The 25,134-nt window shown below is 69.5% G+C and carries 19 protein-coding genes, 1 pseudogene and 2 riboswitches; of the genes and pseudogenes, 10 read left to right on the top strand and 10 right to left on the bottom strand.

The window, feature by feature from the left end; all coding sequences use genetic code 11:
• Positions 1-174: 174 nt before the first annotated feature.
• From ACAG20_RS14710 to glnX, 3 genes are read right to left on the bottom strand one after another with little or no spacing between them, the layout of a single operon-like run.
• On the bottom strand, positions 175-2,448 hold the full coding sequence (locus ACAG20_RS14710; RefSeq protein ID WP_112685064.1) for a serine/threonine-protein kinase PknG: 2,274 nt from the start codon (positions 2,446-2,448) through the stop codon (positions 175-177).
• The gene (locus tag ACAG20_RS14705; RefSeq protein ID WP_112685040.1) at positions 2,448-3,428 is read right to left on the bottom strand and encodes a glutamate ABC transporter substrate-binding protein; all 981 of its coding nucleotides are present in this window, start codon (positions 3,426-3,428) and stop codon (positions 2,448-2,450) included. The genes ACAG20_RS14710 and ACAG20_RS14705 overlap by 1 nt, the downstream gene beginning before the upstream one ends.
• On the bottom strand, positions 3,428-4,747 hold the full coding sequence (gene glnX / locus ACAG20_RS14700) for a protein kinase G-activating protein GlnX (protein WP_370493072.1): 1,320 nt from the start codon (positions 4,745-4,747) through the stop codon (positions 3,428-3,430). The genes ACAG20_RS14705 and glnX overlap by 1 nt, the downstream gene beginning before the upstream one ends.
• Positions 4,748-4,910: 163 nt before the next feature.
• Between glnX and ACAG20_RS14695 the strand changes: the two genes are divergently transcribed.
• Positions 4,911-5,372, top strand: a complete 462-nt coding sequence (locus ACAG20_RS14695) for an NUDIX domain-containing protein (RefSeq protein WP_370493071.1) — start codon at positions 4,911-4,913, stop codon at positions 5,370-5,372.
• 92 nt (positions 5,373-5,464) lie between these two features.
• Here the strand turns inward: ACAG20_RS14695 and thiE are convergent, their stop codons facing one another.
• Positions 5,465-6,142, bottom strand: coding sequence for a thiamine phosphate synthase (gene thiE, locus ACAG20_RS14690; protein WP_370493070.1), 678 nt, complete (start codon positions 6,140-6,142; stop codon positions 5,465-5,467).
• A 57-nt stretch (positions 6,143-6,199) separates the two neighbouring features.
• On the opposite strand from thiE, the gene thiO reads away from it, so the two are divergent.
• From thiO to ACAG20_RS14670, 4 genes are read left to right on the top strand one after another with little or no spacing between them, the layout of a single operon-like run.
• Positions 6,200-7,213, top strand: a complete 1,014-nt coding sequence (gene thiO / locus ACAG20_RS14685) for a glycine oxidase ThiO (RefSeq protein ID WP_370493069.1) — start codon at positions 6,200-6,202, stop codon at positions 7,211-7,213.
• 50 nt (positions 7,214-7,263) lie between these two features.
• Positions 7,264-7,461, top strand: coding sequence for a sulfur carrier protein ThiS (thiS, locus tag ACAG20_RS14680; RefSeq protein WP_370493127.1), 198 nt, complete (start codon positions 7,264-7,266; stop codon positions 7,459-7,461).
• Positions 7,454-8,248 carry a thiazole synthase gene (locus ACAG20_RS14675; RefSeq protein WP_370493068.1) on the top strand — a complete coding sequence of 265 codons (795 nt, stop codon included), beginning with the start codon at positions 7,454-7,456 and terminating at the stop codon, positions 8,246-8,248. The genes thiS and ACAG20_RS14675 overlap by 8 nt, the downstream gene beginning before the upstream one ends.
• Positions 8,245-9,006: an SGNH/GDSL hydrolase family protein gene (locus ACAG20_RS14670; protein ID WP_370493067.1), complete on the top strand. Its 762-nt coding sequence runs from the start codon at positions 8,245-8,247 to the stop codon at positions 9,004-9,006. The genes ACAG20_RS14675 and ACAG20_RS14670 overlap by 4 nt, the downstream gene beginning before the upstream one ends.
• Here ACAG20_RS14670 and ACAG20_RS14665 read toward each other — a convergent pair.
• Positions 9,003-10,250 carry a PGRS repeat-containing protein gene (locus ACAG20_RS14665; protein ID WP_370493066.1) on the bottom strand — a complete coding sequence of 416 codons (1,248 nt, stop codon included), beginning with the start codon at positions 10,248-10,250 and terminating at the stop codon, positions 9,003-9,005. The two genes, ACAG20_RS14670 and ACAG20_RS14665, sit on opposite strands and share 4 nt — an antisense overlap.
• A 215-nt stretch (positions 10,251-10,465) precedes the next feature.
• Here ACAG20_RS14665 and ACAG20_RS14660 point away from each other — a divergent pair, with 215 nt between their 5' ends.
• The 3 genes from ACAG20_RS14660 (at position 10,466) to ACAG20_RS14650 (ending at position 17,559) form a co-directional block, all read left to right on the top strand.
• Positions 10,466-14,161: a PGRS repeat-containing protein gene (locus tag ACAG20_RS14660; RefSeq protein ID WP_370493065.1), complete on the top strand. Its 3,696-nt coding sequence runs from the start codon at positions 10,466-10,468 to the stop codon at positions 14,159-14,161.
• 431 nt (positions 14,162-14,592) lie between these two features.
• Positions 14,593-16,071 (top strand): M28 family metallopeptidase, encoded by a 1,479-nt coding sequence (locus tag ACAG20_RS14655; protein ID WP_370493126.1) that lies wholly within the window; start codon positions 14,593-14,595, stop codon positions 16,069-16,071.
• A 207-nt stretch (positions 16,072-16,278) separates the two neighbouring features.
• Positions 16,279-17,559 (top strand): TetR/AcrR family transcriptional regulator, encoded by a 1,281-nt coding sequence (locus tag ACAG20_RS14650; protein ID WP_370493064.1) that lies wholly within the window; start codon positions 16,279-16,281, stop codon positions 17,557-17,559.
• A 28-nt stretch (positions 17,560-17,587) separates the two neighbouring features.
• Here the strand turns inward: ACAG20_RS14650 and ACAG20_RS14645 are convergent, their stop codons facing one another.
• The 5 genes and pseudogenes from ACAG20_RS14645 to thiC all read right to left on the bottom strand — a co-directional run bounded on the left by ACAG20_RS14645 (position 17,588) and on the right by thiC (position 22,392).
• Positions 17,588-19,072, bottom strand: a complete 1,485-nt coding sequence (locus ACAG20_RS14645; RefSeq protein ID WP_370493063.1) for a flavin-containing monooxygenase — start codon at positions 19,070-19,072, stop codon at positions 17,588-17,590.
• A gap of 52 nt (positions 19,073-19,124) precedes the next feature.
• Entirely contained in the window at positions 19,125-19,742 is a 618-nt protein-coding gene (locus ACAG20_RS14640; RefSeq protein WP_370493062.1) for an alpha/beta family hydrolase, read from the bottom strand.
• Positions 19,739-20,569, bottom strand: coding sequence for a bifunctional hydroxymethylpyrimidine kinase/phosphomethylpyrimidine kinase (thiD, locus tag ACAG20_RS14635; RefSeq protein WP_370493125.1), 831 nt, complete (start codon positions 20,567-20,569; stop codon positions 19,739-19,741). Before thiD ends, ACAG20_RS14640 begins: the two co-directional genes overlap by 4 nt.
• A gap of 54 nt (positions 20,570-20,623) precedes the next feature.
• Positions 20,624-20,740, bottom strand: a pseudogene (locus tag ACAG20_RS14630) (hypothetical protein); the annotation flags it as partial.
• On the bottom strand, positions 20,740-22,392 hold the full coding sequence (gene thiC, locus ACAG20_RS14625; protein ID WP_370493061.1) for a phosphomethylpyrimidine synthase ThiC: 1,653 nt from the start codon (positions 22,390-22,392) through the stop codon (positions 20,740-20,742). The gene thiC and the pseudogene ACAG20_RS14630, both read right to left, overlap by 1 nt.
• A riboswitch (TPP riboswitch) is annotated at positions 22,388-22,494 on the bottom strand. Its footprint overlaps the gene before it by 5 nt.
• 149 nt (positions 22,495-22,643) lie before the next feature.
• On the opposite strand from thiC, the gene ACAG20_RS14620 reads away from it, so the two are divergent.
• Both ACAG20_RS14620 and ACAG20_RS14615 read left to right on the top strand, forming a co-directional pair.
• Positions 22,644-24,410: an MFS transporter gene (locus ACAG20_RS14620; RefSeq protein WP_370493060.1), complete on the top strand. Its 1,767-nt coding sequence runs from the start codon at positions 22,644-22,646 to the stop codon at positions 24,408-24,410.
• Between the two features lie 102 nt (positions 24,411-24,512).
• Positions 24,513-24,681: riboswitch (M-box (ykoK) riboswitch) on the top strand.
• A gap of 231 nt (positions 24,682-24,912) precedes the next feature.
• The gene (locus ACAG20_RS14615; protein ID WP_370493059.1) at positions 24,913-25,116 is read left to right on the top strand and encodes an Rv1535 family protein; all 204 of its coding nucleotides are present in this window, start codon (positions 24,913-24,915) and stop codon (positions 25,114-25,116) included.
• Positions 25,117-25,134: the final 18 nt, after the last annotated feature.

Below are 25,134 nucleotides of genomic sequence, written 5' to 3'. Positions count from 1 at the left end.
TCCCCACGGGCGCGCGGAAGCTTCGCCGCGTCAGCTGGCCTGAGGCCCGTCGGCGTCTGGCGTCGGCGCACACTCAACGCCGCTGCCGCACACTCAACCCGAAGCGACCAGTATCTTCTTGCCTTGGTGTGGCGTTGATTGTGCGGTCATGGCGTTGAGTGTGCGGGCGGGCCCCTAGAACGTCGACATCGGCCGCACCGCGTTGGCCATGTCGACCAGCGCGTAGCGGTGCGCCTGCGTCGGGGCCAGCCGGGCCAGCGCGCGCAGCGCCATCTCCACACCCAGCCGCAGGCCGTGTTCGGTGAACGGGAACCCGAGGATGTGGTTCGTGCTCGCCTCGTGCTCGGTCAGCCAGTCCATCGCCGCGCCCAGCACCAGCGCCCGAATCTGCAGCACCCGCGGCTCGGTGTCCGGCAGTGCCTCCACGCGGCGGGCGGCGTCGCGGATCTGGGCCTCGGTGATCTCGTTCTTCGACGGTCCGGACAGCAACGTCACCGCGCTGGTCAAGCGCGCGGTGGTGAAATGCCTTGAGGTGGCCGGTACTTCGTCGAGTGTTCGAACCGCTGCGGTGCGGTCACCCTCGACCGAAAGCGCGCGGGCCAGGCCGAAGGCGGCCGAGATCACGCTGTCGTCGGTGCGCCACACGCTCTCGTAGAACGCGCGTGCGTCCTCGGTGCCGGCCAGCTCGGCGGTGGCGGCCAGCGCCATCTTGGGCGCCAGCTCGCCGGGGAACATGTCGAGCACCTCGGTGAAATCCTTGCGGGCGGCTTCGTAGTCACCGGTGAGCAGCTGGGCCACGCCCCGGAACCACACCAGCCGCCACCGCCAGCCGACCTGCTCGGCGAGGTCGTCGAGCTTGCTGGTCGCTTTGGTGACATTTCCCAGATCCAGCAGCGCGCGCACCTCCATCAGCGGCAGTCCGATGGACTCCGACAGGTCGATGCCCTCCGCTTCCAGCGCGCTGTTGCGCACCGCACGCAGCGAATCCAGCGTCTGCACCGGCTCGCTCAGCTCCATCGACGTCAGCAGCGGCGCGGCGACGTCGCCGGGGTCGATGAGCGGCACCTGCAAGGCGGTGATGATCTCGCGGGCGGTCAGGTTCTGCGAGTGCACATGCCCGTCGCGGTAGACGTCGGTGTGCGCGACCAGCAGGTGCTCGCCGAACGTGGAGCGCGACCTGGTGAACACCGACGACAACCCGGGCCGGGGTATCCCGGTGTCCCTGGCAACCACCTCACGCAGCACACCCATCAGCTGCGAGGACATCTCCTCCGCGGAGGTGAACCGCCGGCGCGGATCCGGGTCGATGGCACGGCGCAGCAGCCGGTGATAGGAGTCGTACTTCTGCAGCACCGGGTCGTCGTCGGGTAGGCCGTCGACGTAGCGGCCCTCCCGGGTGCGCAGCTTCAGGGTCAGCGCCGCCAGGGTGCGGCCCACCGTGTAGATGTCGGTGGCCACGGTCGGTCCGGTCCGGACGATGTCGGGTGCCTGGTAGCCGGGGGTGCCGTAGAGGTATCCGAACGAGTTGATGCGCGACACCGCGCCGAGGTCGATCAGCTTGAGTTGCTCGGCGGTCAGCACGATGTTCTCCGGCTTGAGGTCGTTGTAGACCAGGCCCAGCGAATGCAGATATCCCAGCGCCGGGAGGATCTCCAGCATGTAGGCGATGGCCTGGGCCACCGGCAGCCGGCTGCCGCGCCGCTGCTTGAGTGACTGGCCGCCGACATACTCCATCACGATGTAGCCGACCGGATCGCCGTGCGAATCCGGATGCTGGACGAAGTTGAAGATCTTCACGATCGACGGGTGGGTCACCTCGGCGAGGAACTGGCGCTCGGCCATCGCGATGGCCTGCGCCTCGGCGTCACCGGAATGCACCAGTCCTTTGAGCACCACCGGGCGCTCGTTGACGTTGTGGTCGACCGCCAGGTAGACCCAGCCCAGACCGCCGTGCGCGACGCAGCCTTTAATTTCATACTGCCCGGCCACCATGTCACCGGGTTTGAGTTGCGGCAGAAAGGAATACGGGCTCCCGCAATGCGGGCACCAGCCTTCCGAGGCACCCTTGGCGTCGCCAGTGGACCGGCCGACCGGCCGACCGCAGTTCCAGCAGAAGCGCTTGGCCTCGGCCACCACCGGGTCGGGCATCAGCGCCTCGAGGGGGTTGGTCTCGGGAACCCGGGGGATCTCCACCAGGCCACCGCCGAGCCGCCGCCGCGGTGCCACGGTACGCACCACCGCCGCGACGCTGGAGTCGTCGTCGGCCGAGATCGCCGCGTTCGAACCCTCGCGGGGGCGGAAGATCGCCTGGGTGGACATCGGCCGGCGTACCGACGACGATTCGGCCAGCACGTCGGCCCGCTGGGTGGCCGGGCCGTTATCGTCGAAGTCGCCGGACTCGGCGGCCGAGTGCTCGTCGGCGCCGCGGTCCGAATCGTCGCTTGTCATCAGTCCGAGTACCTCGGTGTAGGCGGCACCGGTGCCGGGCCGAGCACCGTCAACCACTTGCGGTACAACGTGTTCCAGGTGCCGTCGCGGCGGATGCGTTCCAGGGTGCCGTTGACGAAGCGGACCAGCCCGGTGTTGTCCAGGTTGATCCCGATGCCGTACGGCTCCTCGTCCATGCTCGGCCCGACGATGTGCAGATACGGGTCCTGCGACATCAATCCCGCCAGGATCGAGTCGTCGGTGCTGACCGCGTCGACCTGACGTTGCTGCAGCGCCACCAGGCAGTCGGCCCAGTTCACCACCGAGACGATGATCGGCGCCGGGCTGATCTGCCGGATGCGGCGCAACGAGGTGGTGCCCTGGGCGACGCAGACCCGCCTCCCGGACAGATCGGCGGCCTGGCGGATCGAGGAGTCGCGCGGCACCAGCAGCCGCTGATTGGCGACGAGGTAGACCGTCGAGAAGTTCACCAGCTTCCGGCGCCCGCAGGTGATGCTCATGGTCTTGACAACGATATCGACTTCGGACTTCTGCAGCGCCTCAATGCGTTCGGCGGAGGCCAGGATTCGGTACTCGACCTGCGACGGGGTGCCGAAGATGTCGCGAGCTACCTCGCCGGCGATGTCGACGTCGAAGCCGGTGATCTCTCCGGTGATCGGATCGCGAAAGCTGAACAGGTTGCTGCCGATGTCCAGCCCGACGATCAGCCGGCCCCGGTGGCGGATCTTGTCCACTGCGGCGTCGGCTTCGGCCTTGCTGCGGAACGGGCGCAGGCTGGCGGTGGCGTCGCAGTTCTCGGCCGGCTCCGGCTGCCGCGGCGGCTCGGGCGGCAACTCCTGCATGCCGGCCGGAGTGGGCGGCGGCAGTGTCGGCACCGCGGTCGGCATCACGAACTCGGTTCGGCCGCACCCAGTCAGCCCCGACAGCACCAGCACCGCGCTCAATGCGCACACGAGCAGTCGGGGCCTGCGCCGGCTCATCATTTGTACTCGTTCAGTCGAGGCCACAGGCCGAGCGCGACGGCGATCGCCGCCCCCAGGCTGAGCACTGCGCCCCCGACCGGGGCCACCGACAGCACCCGGCGGGCGTTCAGGACGTCGTTGCGCAACTGGTTGCGGCTGTGCTGCAGCGCCTTGTCCAGCGCCGCGTCGAGCTGGTCGAACGCCGGGGTGGAGTCATCGCCGCTGCCGCCCAGCGCTACCTGGGTGGCGGCCCGGTAGTTGCCGACGCCGATATAGGCGTTCATCCGGTCGTTGGCCTGCCGCCATCGGGCCAGCAGCTGCCCGGCGTTGGCCAAGCCGGCCTTGTCGACGGCGTCGCCACGGTCCAGGTAGCCCTCCAGTTGCTGTTGCATAGTGTCGATGCGCTGGTAGAAGGTCTGCTTGCGGGCCTCCTCGTCGCCGCGGCGGATCAGCGACAGGGTCTCGTCGGCGCGCGCCTGCTGTGCGGTGATCGCCAGGTTGGTGATCGCCTTGAGGGACTCGGCGCCGGTGTCCTTGGCGTTGCGGCTGCCCGCGGTGGAGATCACCAGGACGGTGCCGACCCAGATCACCATCAGCAGGATCGCCATCCCGCCTGCGACCAGACCGGGGTTGATCCGGCGCCGGGTGTGCCGTGCCAGCCAGCGATGCGCAAACGCGCCGAACAGCACGGTGGCCGCCACCACCAGGATCACCGGGGCGGGCACCCGGGTCGACGCGGTGGTCTGGCTGTCCACCGTCGCCGAGGTGGCCTGGTAGAGCCGCTGGGCGTCGGGCAGGATCGTGTGCTGCATCAGCTCGGAGGCTTCCGACAGGTAGGACGAACCGACCGGATCGCCCGACCGGTTGTTGGTCCGGGCTGTCTCGATCAGACCGGTGTAGACGGCCAGTCCGTCATTGATCCGCCCCAGCAGCTGCAGCAGCGGCTCGTCGTTCAGGCCCCCGGCCGCCCGGGTCACCGCCACCGCGGCATCGGTGATGGCGTGTTCGTAGCGCTCCCGGACGGCTCGCGGCTCGCCCTGGGCGATGAACGCGGTGGCCGCCGCCGCGTCGGCGACCGACAGCGTGATGTAGAGCCGTCCCGCCGCGTAGGCCAGCGGCTCGGTGTGGTCGAGCACCGTGGTCAGGGTGTTCTGCCGGTTGTTGATCGCGGTGGCCGTGGCGAAGGCGCTGATGCCGCCGAGGGTGGCCAGGATGATGCCGATGGCCAGAATCCGCCCCGGGGTGGTGGTGAAGAACCACCAGCGGGGCCGGGCCGATTCGATCGGCGACCGTAACCCCGCCGGCTCCGTTGACGGATGCGCCAACTCAACGGTCACGGGTATTCAGGCTCCATCCTGCGGTTGTTCGCGCCCCCAACGATAATAAAGGGATTCTAAGAGCGCAGCCGTCATCCGCGCCGACCTGCGCGGTGGTTGTTGCCGAATTGGTCTCGCGATCTCGCTACAACCGAGACATTGCTCGCCCGATACGCTTCCAGGCGTGCGTGGTGACGGCGATGGCTGGGCGTTTTCTGACACCGGCGCCCGCTTCTGGGGCCGGCACGGCGCAGCGGGCCTGCTGGTGCGGGCACCGCGACCCGACGGGACCCGCACCGTGCTGCTGCAGCATCGCGCCTGGTGGAGTCATCAGGGCGGCACGTGGGCGCTGCCCGGGGGCGCCCGCGACAGTCACGAGACCGCCGAGGAGGCCGCGATCCGCGAAGCCCAGGAGGAGGCCGGGCTGCCCGCCGACCGCATCGTCGTCCGCGCGGCCGTGGTCACCGCGTCGGCCAGCGGCACCACCTGGACGTACACCACGGTGCTCGCCGACGCCGACGAACTGCTCCCGGTAGTGCCCAATCGGGAGAGCACCGAGTTGCGCTGGGTGGCTGAGCACGAAGTCGCCGAGTTGCCCCTGCACCCGGGATTTGCGGCCAGCTGGCGGTCGCTGCGCGGGCTTTGAGCCTCGCAGCGCCATTCCGGCTCGGCGAACGTGTACTCAGTGCGAAAAACGCCGAAAAATCTCGCACTCAGTACACGCTCGGCGCAGTCGGGCTACGCCCCGGTGAGCGCTGCCAGCAGCGCCGAGGCCGCGGCCTGCGGATCAGGCGCGGCGGTGATCGCCCGCACCACCACCACCCGCCCGGCGCCGGCCGCCACTACCTGCGGCAGCCGCTCGGCATCGATCCCGCCGATGGCGAACCACGGCTTGTCGGCGCGCTGGTCCACGGCGAACCTCAGCAGCTCCAGACCCGGGGCTTCCCGGCCGGGTTTGGTGGGGGTGGGCCAGCACGGCCCGACGCAGAAGTAGTCGACCGGTTCGGTCAGCGCCGCGGTGACCTGCTGGCCGTCGTGGGTGGACCGGCCGATCAGCACGTCGGCCCCGACGATCTCACGCGCGATCGGCAGCGGCAGATCATTCTGACCCAGGTGCAGCACGTCGGCCTCGGCGGCGCGGGCGATGTCGGCGCGGTCGTTGACCGCCAGCAGCGCGCCGTGCCGGCGGGCGGCGGCGGCCAGGGTCTCCAGCGCTGCCAACTCGTCGCGGGCCTCCAGCGGACCGAACTGCTGCTCGCCGGGCGAACCCTTGTCGCGCAGCTGGATGACGTCCACCCCGCCGGCCAGTGCGGCGTCGGCGAATTCGGCCAGGTCCCCCTTTTCCCGGCGGGCGTCGGTGCACAGGTAGAGCCGGGCGTCGACGAGGCGGGTCAGACGATCTGAGCGTTTGTGCATCCCTCGACGCTAGCGGCTAGCTTGGTGAGTTGACACCGAGGCGGAAGGGAGCAGCTCATGCCCAAACCCTCGCTCGGGTCGCTGGCCGTGATCGGCGGCGGTGTCATCGGTCTGTCGGTGGCCATGCAGGCCGCCCGGGCCGGGTGGTCGGTGCGGGTGCATCGCACTGCTGACCCCGGCGCCTCCTGGGTGGCCGGCGGAATGTTGGCCCCGCACAGTGAGGGCTGGCCGGGTGAGGACCAGCAGCTGCGGCTGGGGCTGCGCTCACTGGAGTTGTGGCACGACTTCCTCGTTCGGCTGCCGGCCGAGGTCGTCACCGCCCGCGAATCGCTGGTGGTGGCCGCCGACCGCGCCGATGTCGCCGACCTGCGCACCGTCGCCGACTGGCTGACCGCACAGGGCCACCCGGTGATCTGGGAATCGGCCGCGCGTGAGGTCGAACCGCTGTTGGCTGCCGGTATCCGGCACGGCTTCCGGGCACCCACCGAGCTGGCGGTCGACAATCGCGCGGTGGTCACCGCGTTGATCACCGCCTGCGAGGAACTCGAGGTGGCGTGGGCGGGGCCGGTGCACGAGCTCGCCGAGGTGGCGGCCGACGCGGTGGTGATCGCCAACGGCATCGACGCCCCGGCGCTGTGGCCCGGCCTGGCGATCCGGCCGGTCAAGGGCGAGGTGCTGCGACTGCGGTGGCGCAAAGGCTGTTTGCCGGTGCCGCAGCGGGTCATTCGGGCCCGGGTGCACGGCCGGCAGGTCTATCTGGTGCCGCGCCCCGACGGCGTGGTGGTCGGGGCTACCCAGTACGAGCACGGCCGGGACACCGCCCCGGTGGTCTCCGGGGTGCGTGACCTGCTCGACGACGCCTGCGCGCTGGTGCCGGCGCTCGGCGAGTTCGAGCTGGCAGAATGCGGAGCCGGTCTGCGGCCGATGACACCGGACAACCTGCCGCTGGTTCATCGGCTCGACGAGCGGACGGTCGTCGCCGCCGGCCACGGCCGCAATGGTTTTCTGTTGGCACCATGGACTGCCGAACAGGTTGTGTCCGAACTACTTCCGGTTGGAGTGGAGCCATGATCATCGGCGGTGTCGACGATGCACAGCGTAGCGATGAGGAGGAGCGGCGCATGATCATCAACGTCAACGAGAAACAGGTCGAAGTGGCCGACGCGACAACGGTTGCGGCGTTGCTGGCGTCGATGGGCTACCCGGACCGCGGTATCGCGGTGGCGGTGGACCAGGCAGTGCTGCCGCGGTCTCGGTGGGCCACCACGCTGAGCGACGGTGCCCGACTCGAGGTGGTGACGGCGGTGCAAGGTGGTTGACGACGCGAAGCTGACCATCGCCGGGCGGGAGTTCAGCTCCCGGCTCATCATGGGAACCGGCGGGGCGCAGAGCCTGGCGGTGCTCGAAGAGGCGCTGGTGGCATCCGGCACCGAGCTGACCACGGTCGCGATGCGTCGTGTCGACGCCGAGGGCGGGACCGGCATGCTGGATCTGCTGAGCCGGCTGGGTATCACGCCGCTGCCCAACACCGCGGGTTGCCGCAGCGCCGCCGAAGCCGTGCTGACCGCGCAGTTGGCCCGCGAGGCGCTGGGCACCGAGTGGGTCAAGCTAGAGGTGATCGGCGATGAGCGCACCTTGTTGCCCGATGCCGTCGAATTAGTCCGCGCCGCAGAGCAATTGGTGGACGACGGCTTCGTCGTGCTGCCCTACACCAACGATGACCCGGTGCTGGCCCGCCGACTGGAGGACGCCGGGTGCGCCGCGGTCATGCCGCTGGGGTCGCCGATCGGCACCGGGTTGGGTATCGCCAACCCGCACAGCATCGAGATGATCGTGGCGGCGGCCGGGGTTCCGGTGGTGCTGGACGCCGGCATCGGCACCGCCAGCGATGCTGCGCTGGCGATGGAGTTGGGTTGCGACGCAGTGCTTTTAGCTACTGCGGTCACCCGGGCCGCCGATCCGGCCGCCATGGCCGCGGCGATGGCCGGCGCCGTCACCGCGGGATATCTGGCGCGCCGAGCGGGGCGTATCCCGAAGCGGTTCTGGGCGCAGGCGTCGTCGCCGGCGCTGTGGGAGCTGGCTCGCAGCGAGAATGGCCGGCCATGAATCGTTATGTCGCCCTGGGTAGCTCGATGGCGGCCGGCCCCGGCATCCGGCCCGCTGCCGCCGGCGCACCCCGGGCGGCGGGACGCTCGGTCCGCAACTACCCCCACCTGGTGGCACACGCACGCAACCTAGAGCTCGTCGACGTCACGTTCTCCGGCGCGACGACAGCGCATCTGCTGACTGAACGCCAGCACGGTGCACCGCCGCAGGTCGAGGCGCTCGACGGCTCGGAAACTCTGGTGACGATCACGATCGGCGGCAACGACGTCGGCTACGTGCCGCTGTTGATGGCCGCGGCGCTATTGCCCCGGCCCGCCCGGCTGCTGCCGCCGGTCGGTGCGCTCTTCGACCGTCGCCAGCGCCAGCAGGCCCTCGACGAGGTCGAAGCCGCGCTGCAGGCGGTCGGCGCAGCGGTACGACACCGGGCGCCGAGCGCGCGGGTGCTCTTCGTCGACTACCTGACCCTGCTGCCGCCGGCCGGGTTGCGGGCGGGCCGGCTACCCGAACACGTCGTCGAGCTGGCCCGCCACATCGCCGACGAACTGGAGCGGTACACCGCCGCCGCGGCGGTCGCCACCGGCTGTGAGATCGTGCGGGCCGGCCAGGCCAGCCGCGAGCACCATCCGTGGTCGGCGCAGCCGTGGACGGTGGGCGCGGGCCTGCCGTTGCCGTGGCGGCCGTGGCCATTTCACCCCAACCCCGCCGGAATGGCCGCGGTCGCCGACATGATCTCGGCCCAGCTAGGTGCCGCCGATTAAGTCGTAGCGCCGGGTGCGCCCGGTTTGCCGGGGGTGCCCGTATCGCCGTGCACGGTGCTCTGCCCGGCCTTGCCGGCCGGGCCGCCGAGGCCACCGGCCGCCCCGTCGCTGCCGGCGCCGCCGTTGCCGCCGTTGCCCCCGACTCCACCGTCGCCGCCGAAGCCCGCGCCGCCGCCGCCATTTCCGCCGTGACCGCCGTTGCCGGCGTTGCCGCCTGTGCCGCTGGCCGCACCTCCGTCGCCGCCGAGGCCGCCGCTGCCGCCGTCTCCGCCCAAGATGCCCAAAATGACCGGAGTGCCGCCGCCGCCGTTGCCGCCGTCGCCACCCGCGCCGCCGCGGCTGCCGGTCCCAGTCGCTGCGCCGCCGTCCCCGCCGGCCCCGCCGTGGCCGCCGATCCCGCCGTCGCCGCTGCCGCCGACCCGTCCGCCATTGCCGCCGTTGCCGCCCGCGCCCCCGATGCTGCCCGGCCCGGCGGCCGTGCCACCCGTTCCGCCGTGGCCACCGGTTCCGCCGGCACCGAACTGCTGACCGCCGTCGCCGCCGATCCCACCGTTACCCCCGGCGCCGGCTGTACCTGATTCGGTTGCCGAGCCGTGCCCGCCATCGCCGCCGGCACCCCCGTTGCCGAACAACGTCCCACCGGCGCCCCCGTCGCCGCCGTTACCGCCCGCACCCCCGTCGATCCCGGCCACGCCGTCGCCGCCGTCGCCGCCGTTGCCGAACAGGCCGGCGTGCCCGCCGTCGCCGCCGGCCGCCCCTGCCACCGTGGAGGTCCAGCCGTTGCCGCCGTCGCCGAACCACACGCCGCCGTTGCCGCCGTCAGGGTTGGCCTCGGTCCCGTCGGCGCCGTTGCAGATCAGGCCGCACGCGTCGGGGTACAGCGGCGCGAAGAGCTGGTTGAGCGGCGTCGTGAGCTGCTCACCGAACGGCGAGTCGAGCCAGTCCTGCAAGACCGCGTGCAGCGGAGTGTAGAAGTCGAACGCGAGATTACTGTCGGCCGGTCCAGCCAAGTCCCAGCCCGAGCCGGTGACCAGACTGTTGAAGTCTTCGGCCAGGCTGCCCCAGGCGCTCGGATCGAACAGATCGGTCAAGAAGTCGTCGATGTCGGCGTGCGCCGCCGGGGCTGAGGTCAGCGCCGCGAGGCCGACGGCTGTGAATATCCCCAGCGTTGCGGGCGCTGCCCTCAGCTCGGTGCCACGCCTCTGCCACCGGCGTTTCCCTGCGTTTTCGAGACGATGAGACATCGGGCCCGACCTTCCTGCGATGACTAGAGACTGCAGCGCACCTTCGCGACTCGCGCGAACCTCTGGACGGGAGAACCGTACTAAATGGATGTAACAATGCCTATATCAAACCTTGCGTAGACAATTTACGTATGCGGAAGTACCGTGCTGTTCCTAAGGCGCCTATTAGCCAGGCGTTACAGCGCTCGGGCGCCATGGGGAGAAACGGGGACAAGATGGATGTTCGTCGCGGCGTCACAGGCAGCGGGAGTTCAGGCAGGGGCGGTTCCGGTCGGCGAGGCCGGCGCATCGTGGGCGCCTCCTCGGCCGTGGGGGCGTTTTTGGCGTTCGGGTTGGCGCCGTTGGCGACCGCGCCGGTCGCCGGTGCGGACTTCGAGGATTTGTTGACCGATCTGTTCGATCCGGCCGCGTGGGGCAACTTGTCCGGAGACTTCGACAGCCTGTTCACCTCGTCCGGTTGGGACCTGGCGGGGTCGGCCGATGCCACCGACATGGCCCAGATGTGGGACACGGCCTTCTACACGCCGTTGCACGCGGCATTGCAGAACTGGATCGACTCTGACTTCGGTTCGCAGGTCAACAATGTGATCAACCAGTTGACCGCGCCGTTCACCGAGGGTTTCTGCGGCATGATCTGCAACGGTGTCGACGGCACCGAGGCTGACCCTGACGGCGGCAACGGCGGCCTGTGGTTCGGCGACGGCGGCGCCGGTTGGTCCTCGACCATCGAAGGCGTGGCCGGTGGCAACGGCGGGCACGCCGGCGGTATCGGCGACGGCGGTGCCGGTGGTGCCGGTGGTCTGGGTGCTGATGGTGGCGACGGCGGTCACGGCGGTGAGATGTGGGGCAACGGCGGCGACGGTGGCGCCGGCGGGGCGGCCACGGCGACCCTGGCTGCGGGTAACGGCGGCAACGGCGGCTCCTCGGGTCAGGCGCAGGACTTCTTCGGGATGGGCGCGCTGGGCAACGGCGGCGACGGCGGTGTCGGTGGTGCGGGCTGGAACGGGGTGGCCGGCTCGTTCGCCAACGGTGGTGACGGCGCCGGTGGTAACGGCAGCAACGGCGGCAACGGCGGCAACGGCGGCGCCGGCTCGTCGATCCTGGGTATCGGCGGCAATGGTGGCACCGGTGGTGCGGCCGGTAATGGTGGTGTTGGTGCGGCCGGTACTGCGGCGAACGTCAATGGTGGCGCTGGTGGTGATGGCGCGGCTCCGGGTGCCGGTGGTCAAGGTGGCACCGGCGGCAGCGCCGATGGCTCCAACGGTGCTCGTGGCGGTGGCGGCAATGGCGGTAACGGCGGGGCGGGGTATGACCCGTCCGCGGACGCCAATGCAGCGGCGGGCGCCTCCGGTGGCAATGGCGGTAATGGCGGTAACGGTGGTGCCTATGGCAACGGCGGTGCCGGTGGCAATGGTGGCACGGGTGTGGCTGGTGCCGATGCGGTTGCCGGGTCGGGCATCGCCGGCGGTGCTGGCGGCAATGGTGGCAATGCCGGTAGCGGTGGAAGCGGTGGCGCGCTGAGCGGCAACGGCGGTAATGCGGGCGTGGCCGGTAGGGGTGCGGCTGGTGGTAATGGCGCGGACGCCACCACGGCGGCCGGTGCTGCCGGTGGTGCCGGTGGACAGGGCGGTGTCGGTGGTGACGGTGGTGCCGGTGGCACGGCTGCGGCCGGCACGGCCGGTGCTGACAGTGATGGCGCCGACGGTGGTGCCGGTGGCGATGGCGGTACCGGTAACACCGGCGCTGACGGTCAGGTGGCAACTGATGCGGGCGGGGCCAACCCGGTCGTGAGCATCCCGGACGCCACCGGTCAGGCCGGTGGTGCCGGTGGTGCCGGCGGCGACGGGGGTGCCGGTGGCGCAGGCGGTGGTACCACCGGTGACGGTGGTAACGGCGGTGCGGCCGGTAACGGTGGTAACGGTGCTACCGGCGGTCGCGGCGGTGTGGTGAACGACAACATCGCCGAACCGAACAGCTACGGGCCCGGTGGTGCCGGTGGTGTCGGTGGTGCCGGTGGCAATGGCGGTGCCGCGGGCGCCGGCGCGGTCAACGGTGCTGATGGGCTCCTGGGCGTCGGCGGTAACGGTGGTAACGGCGGTACGGGTGGTTTGGCCTCGCCGTACTCGCACAACAACGCGGCGATCGATCAGGCGGCCGGCGGTCTGGGGGCTATCGGTGGTAACGGCGGTGCTGGGGGTGCCGGTGGTACCGGCTTGCACGCCGGTACTGGTGGTGCCGGCGGTGCCGGCGGCGACGGCTTCGTCGATGGTGAGCCCAGCTCTTCGGGCAGTGGTGGTGCCGGCGGTGCCGGTGGCGCCGGTGGTGATGCCATCGCGGTGGTCGACGGCGGTGACGGGATCGGCGGCAACGGTGGTGTTGGCGGTGCCGGTGGTGCCGGTGGAGTCGGCAACCTCAACGACGGCGTGATCTTCCGCCCGGGCAACAATGTGGTTCCCGGTGGTAACGGTGGTGACGGTGGCGCCGGCGGTAACGGTGGTGCTGGTGCTGGTGGTCATGACGGCAACGGCGGCGACGGCGGAGACGGTGGCACCGGCGGCGACGGCGTCGCCAGTGGTGGCACCTTCGACGATGGCAGCATCAACAACGATGGCGGTGACGCCGGCAGCGGCGGTAGCGGTGGAACCGGCGGAAACGGCTACAACTCCGGTGACGGCGGCAACGCCGGTGCCGGCGGCAACGGCGGTATCGGAGCCGCGGGCACTGTCGACAATCCCAATGGGGGTAACGGCGGCGACGGCGGCAACGGTGGCAATGCCGGTGTGGCGGGCACAGCCAACGGCGGCACTACCGGGGCTGACGGCGCTACTGCCGACGGCGGTGCCGGCGGTGCCGGCGGCGACGGCATGGGCAACGTGACCGGCGTGAGTGGCGGTGGCACCGGCGGTAACGGCGGCGCCGGCGGCGCCGGTGGCGGCGGCACTCACACCGCGGGTAACGGCGGTGCCGGCGGCGCGGCCGGAAACGGCGGCTCCGGGCAGATCGGCGCCGACCCGGTTACCGGCCCCGGTCTGAATCTCAACGGCAGCAACGGCGGTGCCGGCGGTATCGGTGGCGCCGGTGGCGCCGGTGGTACCGCTACCGCGGCCGACGGTATCGGTGGCAATGGGGGTCAGGGCGGCGCGGGCGGCAGCGGTGGCGTCGCTGGTGCTGCCCAGCACAACGATGCCGGGCATGCCTACTCCCAGCACGCTCAAGTCGGCGGCAACGGTGGTGCCGGTGGTGCCGGTGGTGCCGGCGGTGCCGGCGGTGTGAACGGCCATGTGGGTGACGGCGCCGACGGTGGCGCCGGTGGCGATGGCGGCGACGGCTTCACCGCCACGCCCACCGACTACAACGGCGGGCGGGTCGACGTCGCCGGTAGCGCCGGTAGCGGCGGCACCGGTGGTGCCGGCGGCGCCGGTTTCAACCCCGGTGACGGCGGTGCCGGCGGCAACGGCGGCAACGGCAATACAGCCACGGTCAACGGGCCCGGCGGTACCGGACCCACGGGAATCACCGGCAGTGGTGCCCTGCCTGGCGCCGGCGGTGATGGCGGCGCCGGCGGTGACGCCATCGGTGCCGGCACCGGTGGCACCGGGGGTGCCGGCGGCAACGGCGGTATCGCCGGAGGTACGAACGGCAACGTGGCCGCCGCGACCGGTGGAGCCGGTGGTGCCGGTGGCACCGGCGGATCCAGCGACACCGGGGTCGGTGGTACCGGGGGGACCGGAGGCGCCGGCGGTGACAGCGAGACCACGGGCGGCGGTAACGGAGGCTCCGGTGGGGCCGGCGGCCAGGGCGGTGCGTCCGGGGCCACAACCGGCGACCCCGGGGCGGCGGGCGACGCAGCCACGGGAGCCGCGGGCGGCGCCGGCGGTACCGGTGGCGCCGGCGCCCAGCCCGCGCCTTAGGAGTTACCCCCACGCAACGAGCGTGCGGGGCATCGTCGCTGGCCGCGTAGTGCAGTCGGCTAAGGCTGGGCTCGCAGCTCGCGTGTTCACCGGATCCGTGCGGCGCCGGCACCACCTGAGCGCTGCCGCGTGCCACACAGCCGGGAGGCAGGGGCCCGAGCCGTGCGACATCGGCGCGGCGTGTACACCGGCTGCCGTCGTGGTCCGGGCGCGTCGATTTCGGCCAGGTGCGTGACGGTCATCGCCATCAGGTTGCGGTCAGCCGTTCCAGCTGATCCGACAGATCCGAACGGCGGTCACCCATCTCGGGACGTGGCCGTCGTTCTGCATCCCGGCGTTGACGCGGTCGTTTCGTTCCTGTGACCCGGGCCTGACCTATCACAGGACGCCCCACCCACTAACGTGGACGCGTGGATTACCAGAAGAAACTGATGCCCGTCCTCGGCACCGCGCTGGCCGCTGCGCTGTTCGCCGGCGGCTGCAGCAGCACACCGCCCACCGCCGAGCGGGCACCGGATGCCGCCGCAGCCGCGGAGTTCGCCAAGACTCTGAGCGACAAGGTCACCATCGACGCGATGATGGGGCACCTGCAGAAGCTGCAGGACATCGCCAACGCGAACAAGGACACCCGCGCCATCGGTACTCCGGGTTACGACGCCAGTGTCGACTACGTGGCCAACACGTTGCGCGAGCGCGGTTTCGACGTGGAGACTCCGGAGTTCATCGCCCGGGTGTTCAAAGCCGAGACGGGCTCGGTGCGCCTCGGCGACAAGACCGTCGAGGCCCGGGCCCTGCAGTACAGCCTCGGGACCCCGCCCGAGGGTGTCACCGGGCCACTGGTCGCCGCGCCGGCCGACGACAGCCCCGGCTGCAGCGCCGAGGACTACGACGGGCTGACCGTCAAGGACGCCGTGGTGCTGGTGGACCGCGGAACCTGCCCGTTCAAGGAGAAGATGGCCATCGCCGTCGAGCAGGGTGCGGTGGCGATGGTGGTCGCCGACAGCGTCGACGAAGAGAAGATGGGCGGGACACTGGGGGAGAAGACTGAGGTCAAGATCCCCGTCGTGAGCGTGACGAAGGCCGACGGCGCGATGCTGCGCGGCGGCCACGGCACCATGACCGTCAAACTCGACGCCCACACCGACGACATCCCGGCCCGCAACGTGATCGCCCAGACCAAGACCGGATCGACCGAGAATGTGGTGATGCTCGGCGCCCACCTGGACAGCGTCCCCGAGGGACCCGGTATCAACGACAACGGCTCGGGGGTGGCCGCGGTGCTGGAAACCGCGCTGCAACTGGGGGATTCACCTGAGGTGAACAATGCGGTGCGGTTCGGGTTCTGGGGCGCCGAAGAGCTGGGCCTGATCGGCTCGCGCAAGTACATCGAGTCGCTCGACGTCGAGCAGCTCAAGAACATCGCGCTGTACCTGAACTTCGACATGCTCGGCTCGCCGAATCCGGGCTACTTCACCTACGACGGCGACCAGTCGCTGGACCCGACCAAGCGCGGCCAACCGGTGGTGCCGGAAGGCTCGGCCGGCATCGAGCGGACCCTGGTGGCCTATCTCAAGTCCGCCGGCAAGGAACCGCGCGACACCTCCTTCGACGGTCGCTCCGACTACGACGGATTCACCCAGGCCGGCATCCCCTCCGGCGGGCTGTTCTCCGGTGCCGAAGTGAAGAAGTCGCCCGAAGAGGCGAAGCTGTGGGGCGGTGCCGCCGATGAGCCGTTCGACCCGAACTATCACCAGAAGGGCGACACCATCGACAACATCGACCGCGATGAGTTGGCGGTCAATGGCCGGGGCGTTCCCTACGCGGTCGGGATCTATGCCCAGGATCTCAGCGGCCGCAACGGAGTTCCGGTACGGGACGACCGCACCCGTCACGTCGTCACCACGCCGTGATCTGCCGGGCGGCCGCCCTGCTGGCGGGTGCCGGCCGTGCCTTGACGCCGGCACGGACCACCCGCGGTCGATAGCGGTCCCCGGAGGGGGTTCGGCTCCAGTCGCCGAGGGCGGGCGGACACGCGCCCGGAACCTCTTGCCGCGCCGTTCACCTAGGTGTGTTAATAATGCTCTGAAAGTGACGGAGCTGGCCGGAGTTGTTAAGAGGTGGTTATCACGCTCGGTGCTACGAATGGCCCGGCCGGACGCACGGGTGGCCACATCAGACGGCGCCCGAAAGACCGCAAAGCCCAGATCACGCGTGCGGCTGCGGAGGCGTTCAGTGCACAGGGTTACCACGCGACCAGCATGGAGGCGATTGCCACCAAGGTTGGAATCTCGGCGCCGGCGCTGTACCGGCATTACCCGAGCAAGTACCAGATGTTCGCCGTCGTCGTTGGCGCGCTCGGTCAACAGCTGGAGGACCGTACCGCGTTCATCGACGAGATTCCCGACGCGGAATTGGAACAGGATCCCGGGGCGGTCCTGGACCAGATCATCAACACGCTCATCTCGTCAGCGCTCGACAACCGCGAGGCCGGCGGGCTCTACCGGTGGCAGGGCCGCTACCTGCAGCCTGCCGACAAGGCCACGCTGACGGCGCACATCCACCAGGTCAACCGGCGGGTGCAACGCCCGCTCAACGTGCTGCGTCCGGGATTGACCTCCATCGAGCGGTGGACCCTGTCCGCGGGCCTGCTCAGTATCGCGGGCAGCGTCGTCGGGCACCGGTTGCCGATCTCGGACGACGAGATCAGGCCGCTGATGCTGGACACCGCGCGGGCGCTGGCCGGCGCCGAACTGCCCCAACAGGGTGACGTCGGGGTCAATCGCCCATCGGTGTGGCGCATTTTCACGCCGGACGCCGGGCCGTACGAGGCGTTGCTGCATTCGGCGATCCTGCTGTTCGGTACCAAGGGCTACGCCGAGACCAGCGTCACCGAGATCGCCGACGCCGTGGGGGTCCCCGCCTCCGGCGTCTATCGGTACTTCTCGAGCAAGAGCGACATCTTGACCACGGGTCTACAGCGTGCCGTCGACCGGATCGGCGGGGAGATGTCGGCGATCGCGGGCGTCTTCGATGACCCGCGCGAGGTACTGGCCCGCCTGGTCGAGGCGTTCGTGGCCACCATCTTCGCCAATCCCGAACTGGCGGCGGTCTACGACACCGAGCGGGTCAATCTGGGGCCCGCGGAGCGGGACCTGTTGCGCGATTCGGAGCGCGCCTTCATCGACACCTGGGTGGGGCCACTGACGGCGGTGCGGCCGGAGCTGGACGTCCTGCACGCGAGGTTCCTGGTGCACGCCTTGGCCGCGCTGGTGGACGACCTGGGCAGGCTGGACCGGGAAGGGCGGTCGTACGGTGACGCAACAGCCACCGCGGCACCGGGTTACGCGCAGGCCGCGCTGCGCAAACTCATGGAGGCCGTCGCGATCGGCGACAACTGACGGGTCTGGAGCCGGATCAGCTTCCGGCTCAGGCGATCTGGTAGTCCTCCAGCGGGAATCGGGAGCCATCCCGCACCGCGTGGCGCACCGTGGTGGGCCGCAGCAAGGTTGCTTCGCCGCTCGGGTTGAAGTAGTAGGAGCGTGACCCTGTGCAGCTACCGGCGTAGAACACCGAGCGGTCCAACCGCTTGGTCATGTCGTCGAGGAAGCGGGTATTGGCAGCCTCGGTGACCTCGAAGGTCGTCGCGCCGCGGCGCTGCAGTTCGCCGAACAACCGGCCCATGTGGCGCATCTGGTACTCCATCGTGTTGAAGAACGACAGGCCGCAGAACGCGTACGGGCTGGCCAGGCTCAGGAAGTTCGGAAAGGCCGGAATCGACACGCCCTGGTAGGCCTGGAACCGGTTCTCCCGCCACCACTTTCCCAGGTTGCGGCCGTCGCGTCCGACGATCTCGATCGCCGGGAAGTTGGCCTCCCACAGGTCGAAGCCGGTCGCCAGCACCAGCGTGTCGATCTCGCTCTTGCGGCCGTCGACGGTGACGATCCCGTCCGGCTCGATCCGTTCGATGCCGGCCGTCTCCAGGTGTACGTGCGGTTTGTTGAAGCTGCGGTAGTAGTCGTTGGACCAACTGGGCCGTTTACAGCCGATGTCGTAGCTCGGGGTCAGTTTGGCCCGCAGTTCCTTGTCGCGGATCGAGATGAAGCGGTGGATCTTGCACAGATCCATCGCGGCGATCGACAGTCGGCGGAAGAAGGGGAAGTTGAGCACCCCGACGAAAGTCATGAAACCCAGCAGGCTGTCGGTCACCCACCGCAGCGCCCGCTGGGCCAGCGGGACCCGCGCGAACAGTCGCTGCACGACTGGGGAGAACCCGAAGTCCAGTTTGGGTGCCACCCAGATCGGGGTGCGCTGGTAGACCGTGAGGTCGCCGACCGTCTTGGCCAGCTCCGGGATGAGCTGCACCGCGGTGGCGCCGGTGCCGATCAAGCCGACCCGCCGACCGTTGAAGTCGTGGTGAGCGTCCCACGCGGTGGTGTGCACCACCTTGCCGGCGAAATCGGCGATGCCCGGGATGTCCGGGGTGTGCGGCTGCGACAGGAAACCGGTCGCGGTGATCAGGTAGCGGGCGCTCAGCGTGGCACCGTCGGCCAGGCTCACCTGCCAGCGCTGGGCTTCCTCATCCCAGCGGGCGCCCTCGACGGTGGTGTTGAACCGCATGTGGCGGCGCACGTCGTACTTGTCGGCGACGTGCTCGGCGTAGCGCTTGAGCTCTGAACCGGTGGCGAACAGCCGCGTCCAGTGCGGGTTGGGCTCGAACCAGTACGAGTAGGTGGTCGAGGGGATGTCGACGGCCAGGCCGGGGTACCGGTTGACGTGCCAGGTTCCGCCCAGATCGTCCTCGCGCTCCAGCAGGACCATGTTGTCGTAGCCGAGCTTTTTCAGCTCGATCGCCGCGCCCATCCCGCCGAAACCCGCGCCCACGATGACGACGTCGACCAGCTCGCTACTCATGAAAATCACGGTACCTGACTCACCGGTAACCAGCGAGGCTGACCGGCGGCTCTCAGCTGAGCAGTCGCAGGGCGGCGTCGACGGCCAGCGCCGGCACGTCTACGGCCTTGGCGGCCAGGTCATGGCGGGCGCCGCTGATCTCGACGACTTCGTGCCGGGCCGGGATCAACGCGGCCGCGGCGTGAATCTCCGGCAGCGTCCCGAACGGATCCGAGCCGCCATGGGTGAACACGGTGGGCACGCCGATGCCGGACAGGTGTTCGGTACGGCGGCGCTCCGGCTTACCGGGCGGATGCAGCGGGTAGGAGAACAACGCCAGTAGGTCTACCGGCACGCCCCCGCCGGCCACCACCATCGAGGTTTGCCGCCCGCCGTAGGAGTGGCCGCCGGCGATCAGCGGACCGCCGGCCATGCCGCGCGCGTATCCGATCGCCGCGACGATGCCGTCCCGGTCGCCGGCCCCCGACCCCGACGGCGGACCCTTGGGGCGGCGCCGTCGAAACGGCAGGTCGTAGCGGATCGCCAGGAAGCCGCGCTGCGCCCACTCGTCGCAAAGCCGCTGCAGCATGGGCGAATCCCGGTTACCGCCGGCGCCGTGTGCCAGCAGCACCACCCCGCTCGGCGTGCCGGCGGGTTTGTGAGCGACGCCGGCGATCTCGTCGAGGATCACCGCGACAACCGGAACAGCGGTGAGACCGGGCCGTGTCCGTGCCCCAGCGGGTAGGCGGCGCGCAGGCACTCGGTGACCCAGTCCTTGGCGAACGCCACCGCGGCGGGAACGGTGTACCCGTGCGCCAGTGCGCAGGCGGTGGCCGCGGCCAGCGTGTCACCGGCGCCGTGGTCGTCGGAGGTGGCTACGCGCGGCCCGGGGAACTCCTGGAAGGCGGTGCCGTCGAAAAGCAGGTCGGGGCTGTGCTGCTCCGACGGCAGGTGTCCGCCTTTGACCAGTACCCACTGCGGACCGAGGGCGTGCAGCGCCCGGGCGGCCGTCCGCTGGGTCTCGGCGTCGACCACCTCGACGCCGACCAGCAGTCGCACCTCGTGCAGGTTGGGCGTCACCAGTGTCGCCAGCGGAAACAGATTGTTGCGCATCGCATCCAGCGCTGACGACGCCAGCAGCGCATCACCGTGCATGGATGCCGACACCGGATCGACCACCAGCGGTACGGTCAGCCCCAGTTCCCGCCAGGTCTCCGACACTCCCGTGATGATCTGAGCCGACGCCAGCATCCCGGTCTTGGCGGCCTGGATCCCGATGTCGGGCACCACCGCTTCGATCTGGGCGGCGACGGTGGCGGCGGGAACCTCGTGAAAGCTCTTGACGCCGACGGTGTTCTGCACCGTCACCGCCGTCACCGCGACGCACGCGTGGACACCGAGCATCGCGCAGGTGCGCATGTCGGCCTGAATGCCGGCGCCGCCGCCGGAATCCGACCCGGCGATGGTCAATACCCGCGCCGGGGTGGATCCGGACGGTGCCCGCGGCAGGAACTCCACTGTGCTGGATGAGTGGCGACCCGCTTCGCCCGGCTCCGCCGCGCTTGCGATCACCACTGGGTCGGATGAGTGGCGACCCGCTTCGCCCGGCTCCGCCGCGCTTGCGATCACCACTGGGTCGGATGAGTGGCGACCCGCTTCGCCCGGCTCCGCCGCGCTTGCGATCACCACTAGGTGGAGATCGGAAGGTACACCCGGTTGCCGTGCTCGGCGAACTCGGCTGACTTCTCCTCCATGCCCCTGGCGATGGCGGCGTCGATGTCCTCCTGGGTCTGTAACCCGTGCTCGTCCGCGTAATCGCGAACGTCCTGGCTGATCCGCATCGAGCAGAACTTCGGACCGCACATCGAGCAGAAGTGCGCGGACTTGGCCGGCTCGGCGGGCAGCGTCTCATCGTGGTACTCGCGCGCGGTGTCCGGGTCCAGCGACAACGCAAACTGGTCATACCAGCGGAACTCGAAGCGCGCCTTGGACAATGCGTTGTCGCGGTCCTGCGCATGCGGGTGGCCCTTGGCCAGGTCCGCAGCGTGCGCGGCGATCTTGTAGGCGATCACCCCGTCCTTGACGTCCTTGCGGTCCGGCAGCCCGAGGTGCTCCTTGGGTGTCACGTAGCACAGCATTGCGGTACCGGCCTGGGCGATGATCGCCGCGCCGATCGCGGAGGTGATGTGGTCATAAGCCGGTGCGATGTCAGTGGCCAGCGGTCCGAGTGTGTAGAACGGCGCCTCGTCGCACCACTCCTCCTCCAGTCGCACGTTCTCCACGATCTTGTGCATGGGGACGTGCCCCGGGCCTTCGATCATCACTTGGGCGCCACGGGATTTGGCGATCTTGGTCAACTCACCCAGGGTGCGCAACTCGGCGAACTGCGCCTCGTCATTGGCGTCGGCGATAGAACCGGGCCGCAGCCCGTCGCCGAGGGAGAAGGTCACGTCGTAGCTGGCCAGAATGTCGGCGAGCTCTTCGAAGTTGGTGTAGAGGAACGACTCCTGGTGCCGCGACAGGCACCACGACGCCATGATCGAGCCCCCGCGGGACACGATCCCGGTGACCCGCTTGGCGGTCAGCGGCACATAGCGCAACAGCACCCCGGCGTGCACGGTCATGTAGTCCACACCCTGCTCGCACTGTTCGATCACGGTGTCGCGGTACAACTCCCAGCTCAGCTTGGTCGGGTCGCCGTTGACCTTCTCCAGCGCCTGGTAAATCGGCACCGTACCGACCGGCACCGGGGAGTTGCGCAGGATCCACTCCCGGGTCTCGTGGATGTCCTTGCCGGTGGACAGGTCCATGATGTTGTCGGCACCCCAGCGGGTGGCCCACACCATCTTGTCGACCTCTTCGCCGATCGAGCTGGTCACCGCGGAGTTGCCGATGTTGGCGTTGATCTTCACTTTGAACGCCTTGCCGATGATCATCGGCTCCAGCTCGGGATGGTTGTGGTTGGCGGGGATCACCGCGCGGCCGCGGGCCACCTCGTCGCGCACCAGCTCGGCGGGGAAACCTTCGCGGGCGGCGATGAAGGCCATTTCGGCGGTGATCTCACCGGCCTGCGCACGCTGCAACTGGGTGCCGCGGTCGCGCACCACGCCCGGCCGGGCCGGCAGGCCGCGGTGCAGGTCGATCACCGCGTCGGCGTCGGTGTACGGGCCGGAGGTGTCATAGAGGTCGAAGTGCTCGCCGTTGGTCAGGTTGACCCGGCGGAACGGCACCTTCATCACCGCGCCACCGGGGGCTTCGATCTCGCGGTAGATCTTCTCGCTGTAGGGGATCGGCCCGGTGGTCACCTGGGGCTCGATACGGACGTTCGCGACGTCGGTCATGTAAATGTCCTCTCCCTCGCCGGAATTACCCGGTCAGGTTCGTACGGTCGACGGCCCCGGCCGTCCTCTCAGCGCACAGGTTGCGCTCCCGCGGTGTGGATTTTCTGTACTGCGATCACTGCACTGCCACGCTATCGCAGTGTGATGCCCGGCGTAAGGCGCCGACCAGGGTGTCGACGCCGGGGATTAGGCATCCGATCCTTTGCATAGCTAATATATGCGCTTTGGGTCGGAGAATCGCGGGAGAGACGATGACGGCGCACGTCGAGAGGGTGACCGCCGACTCCGGGGCTGGCGCACCCGGCGGCCGCCGGTTGCGCTACGGCCGCGATCACCCGCGCTACAAGTGGATAGCACTGTCCAACACCACGCTGGGCGTGCTGCTGGCCACCATCAACGGCTCGATCGTGCTGATCTCATTGCCGGCGATCTTCCGCGGCATCGGGCTGAACCCGCTGGATCCGGCGAACGTGAGCTACCTGCTGTGGATGCTGATGGGCTACCTGTTGGTGTCGGCGGTGCTGGTGGTGTTCTTCGGCCGGCTCGGCGACATGTTCGGCCGGGTGCGCATCTACAACGCCGGCTTCGTGGTGTTCACGGTGGCGGCGATCGCGCTGTCGATCGATCCGTTCGACCTCGGCGCCGGCGCCCGGTGGCTGATCGGCTGGCGGGTGGTGCAGGGCGTCGGCGGGGCGATGCTGTTCGCGTCGTCGGCGGCGATCATCACCGACGCCTTCCCGGCCAATCAACGTGGTATGGCGCTGGGGGTCAACCAGGTGGCGGCGGTCGCCGGATCCTTCGTCGGCCTGCTGATCGGCGGGCTGCTGTCGGAGTGGGATTGGCGGGCGGTGTTCTGGGTCGGGGTGCCGATCGGGGTGCTGGGCACCGTCTGGTCGATGCGGTCGCTGCACGAACTCGGCGAGCGCGCACCGGCCAAGCTGGACTGGGCGGGAACGGTGACGTTGGGGCTGGGGCTGACCGTGGTGCTGACCGCCATCACCTACAGCATTCAGCCGCATGGTGATTCGCCGACCAGCTGGACAAGTCCGGTGGTGCTGGGTTCGCTGGCGCTGGGAGTGGCGCTGCTGGTGCTGTTCTGCGTCATCGAACTGCGGGTCGCCGCGCCGCTGCTCGATGTGCGGCTGTTCCGGATCCCGGCGTTCGGAATGGCCAACGTGGCCGGCCTGTTGGCGGCGATCGGGCGCGGCGGTATGCAGTTCATGCTGATCATCTGGCTGCAGGGCATCTGGTTGCCGCTGCACGGCTACAGCTTCGAATCCACCCCGCTGTGGTCAGGCATCTACCTGCTGCCGATGACGGTGGGCTTCCTGTTGGCCGGGCCGGTGGCCGGGTCACTGTCCGACCGGCACGGCGCCCGCCCCTTCGCCGTCGGTGGGATGGCGCTGATGGCGGTGACGTTCGTGGCGCTGGTGCTGCTTCCCGTCGACTTCGACTATCGGGTCTTCGCGGCGCTGGTCTTCCTCAACGGGCTCGGCGGCGGGATCTTCACCGCGCCCAACACCGCTGTGGTCATGTCCAGTGTCCCGGCCGCCCAGCGCGGTGCCGCCTCGGGTGTGCGGGCCACGTTCTTCAACGCCGGCACGTCGTTGTCGATCGGTATCTTCTTCTCCCTCATGGTGATCGGCCTGGCGAACACACTGCCGGAGGCGATGGGTGCGGGGTTAGAGCACCGGGGAGTGCCCGCCGAGGTCGCACAACAGGTGGCCCACACCCCGCCGGTGGGCAGCCTGTTCGCGGCGTTTCTGGGTTATAACCCGATCGGCGAACTGCTGGGGCCCTCCGGTGCGCTGGAGCATCCCGGTGTCGACGCCCAGATGTTGACCGGGCACAGCTTCTTCCCGCAACTGATCTCCGGGCCATTCCACACCGGGTTGGCGGTGGTGTTCGCCGCCGCGGCGGTGATGATGGTGCTCGGGGCGCTGACGTCGTGGGCGGCGCCGGGGCGTTACGCCGGCGAGCCGGTGAACCGGTCCGACAGCACCCCGGGCGCCGTGTGACGGTGCACTTCGACGATGCCGCCGGGTCGTGACCGAACCGTGTGGAAACCGGTGGGTGAGTTGAATTGACCCGGGCGCATTCCTGATGCACTATGGACCGTGCAAGCACCTCGTTAGGTGAGGCGTCTGCACGGACACAGGCCACTGACCCCGAACGTCGAAAGACGCCCCGGGTCAGGACAGCTCCTCCCGGCTTAAGGGTTGAGCCCAAGTGGCTTCCGATCTACGGACACGCCGTGCAGTGTCGAAGCTCTGACGAGTGGGGTGCGGTCTTCCGACGGTCGTCGGAGCTGCCTCCAATGCCTGCGGTGAAACCGGCACGCCCACGCGTGCCCGCGACCGAGAGGAGGTGAGGGACGCATGAGTTCCGGTGATAGTCCGAGCCGATATCTGACTTCTGTTCCGTCCCCATCCGAACGGTCGCATACCGCCTCCAGCTGAGCTCCGATTCCGGCCTCCAGCTGAGCGCGTAGCGGCGTTACGCGACTAGGAGGCCATCATCATGGTTGCAATCGCCTACACCGACATCCAGGCGCCGGCTCCGCGTGCCAACAGCACGGCGAAGAAGGTGGACACCCGCCGGGGTGCACCGGCCGCGCCCGCCTCAGACCCGGTGGTCGACATGGCCACCCGGCTGCTCAGTGGTCCCCTGCACCAGATGTATGCACTCTTGTGGCGCGTCGGGGTGCTGACCGTCGACCACTGAGTCGACCGAGGCCAGCTC

The organism is Mycobacterium sp. pW045, from assembly GCF_041287085.1.
GTDB lineage: Bacteria > Actinomycetota > Actinomycetes > Mycobacteriales > Mycobacteriaceae > Mycobacterium > Mycobacterium algericum_A.
The sequence above is the reverse complement of the archived record's forward strand: the minus strand, read 5'-3'. Positions and strand labels throughout refer to the sequence as shown.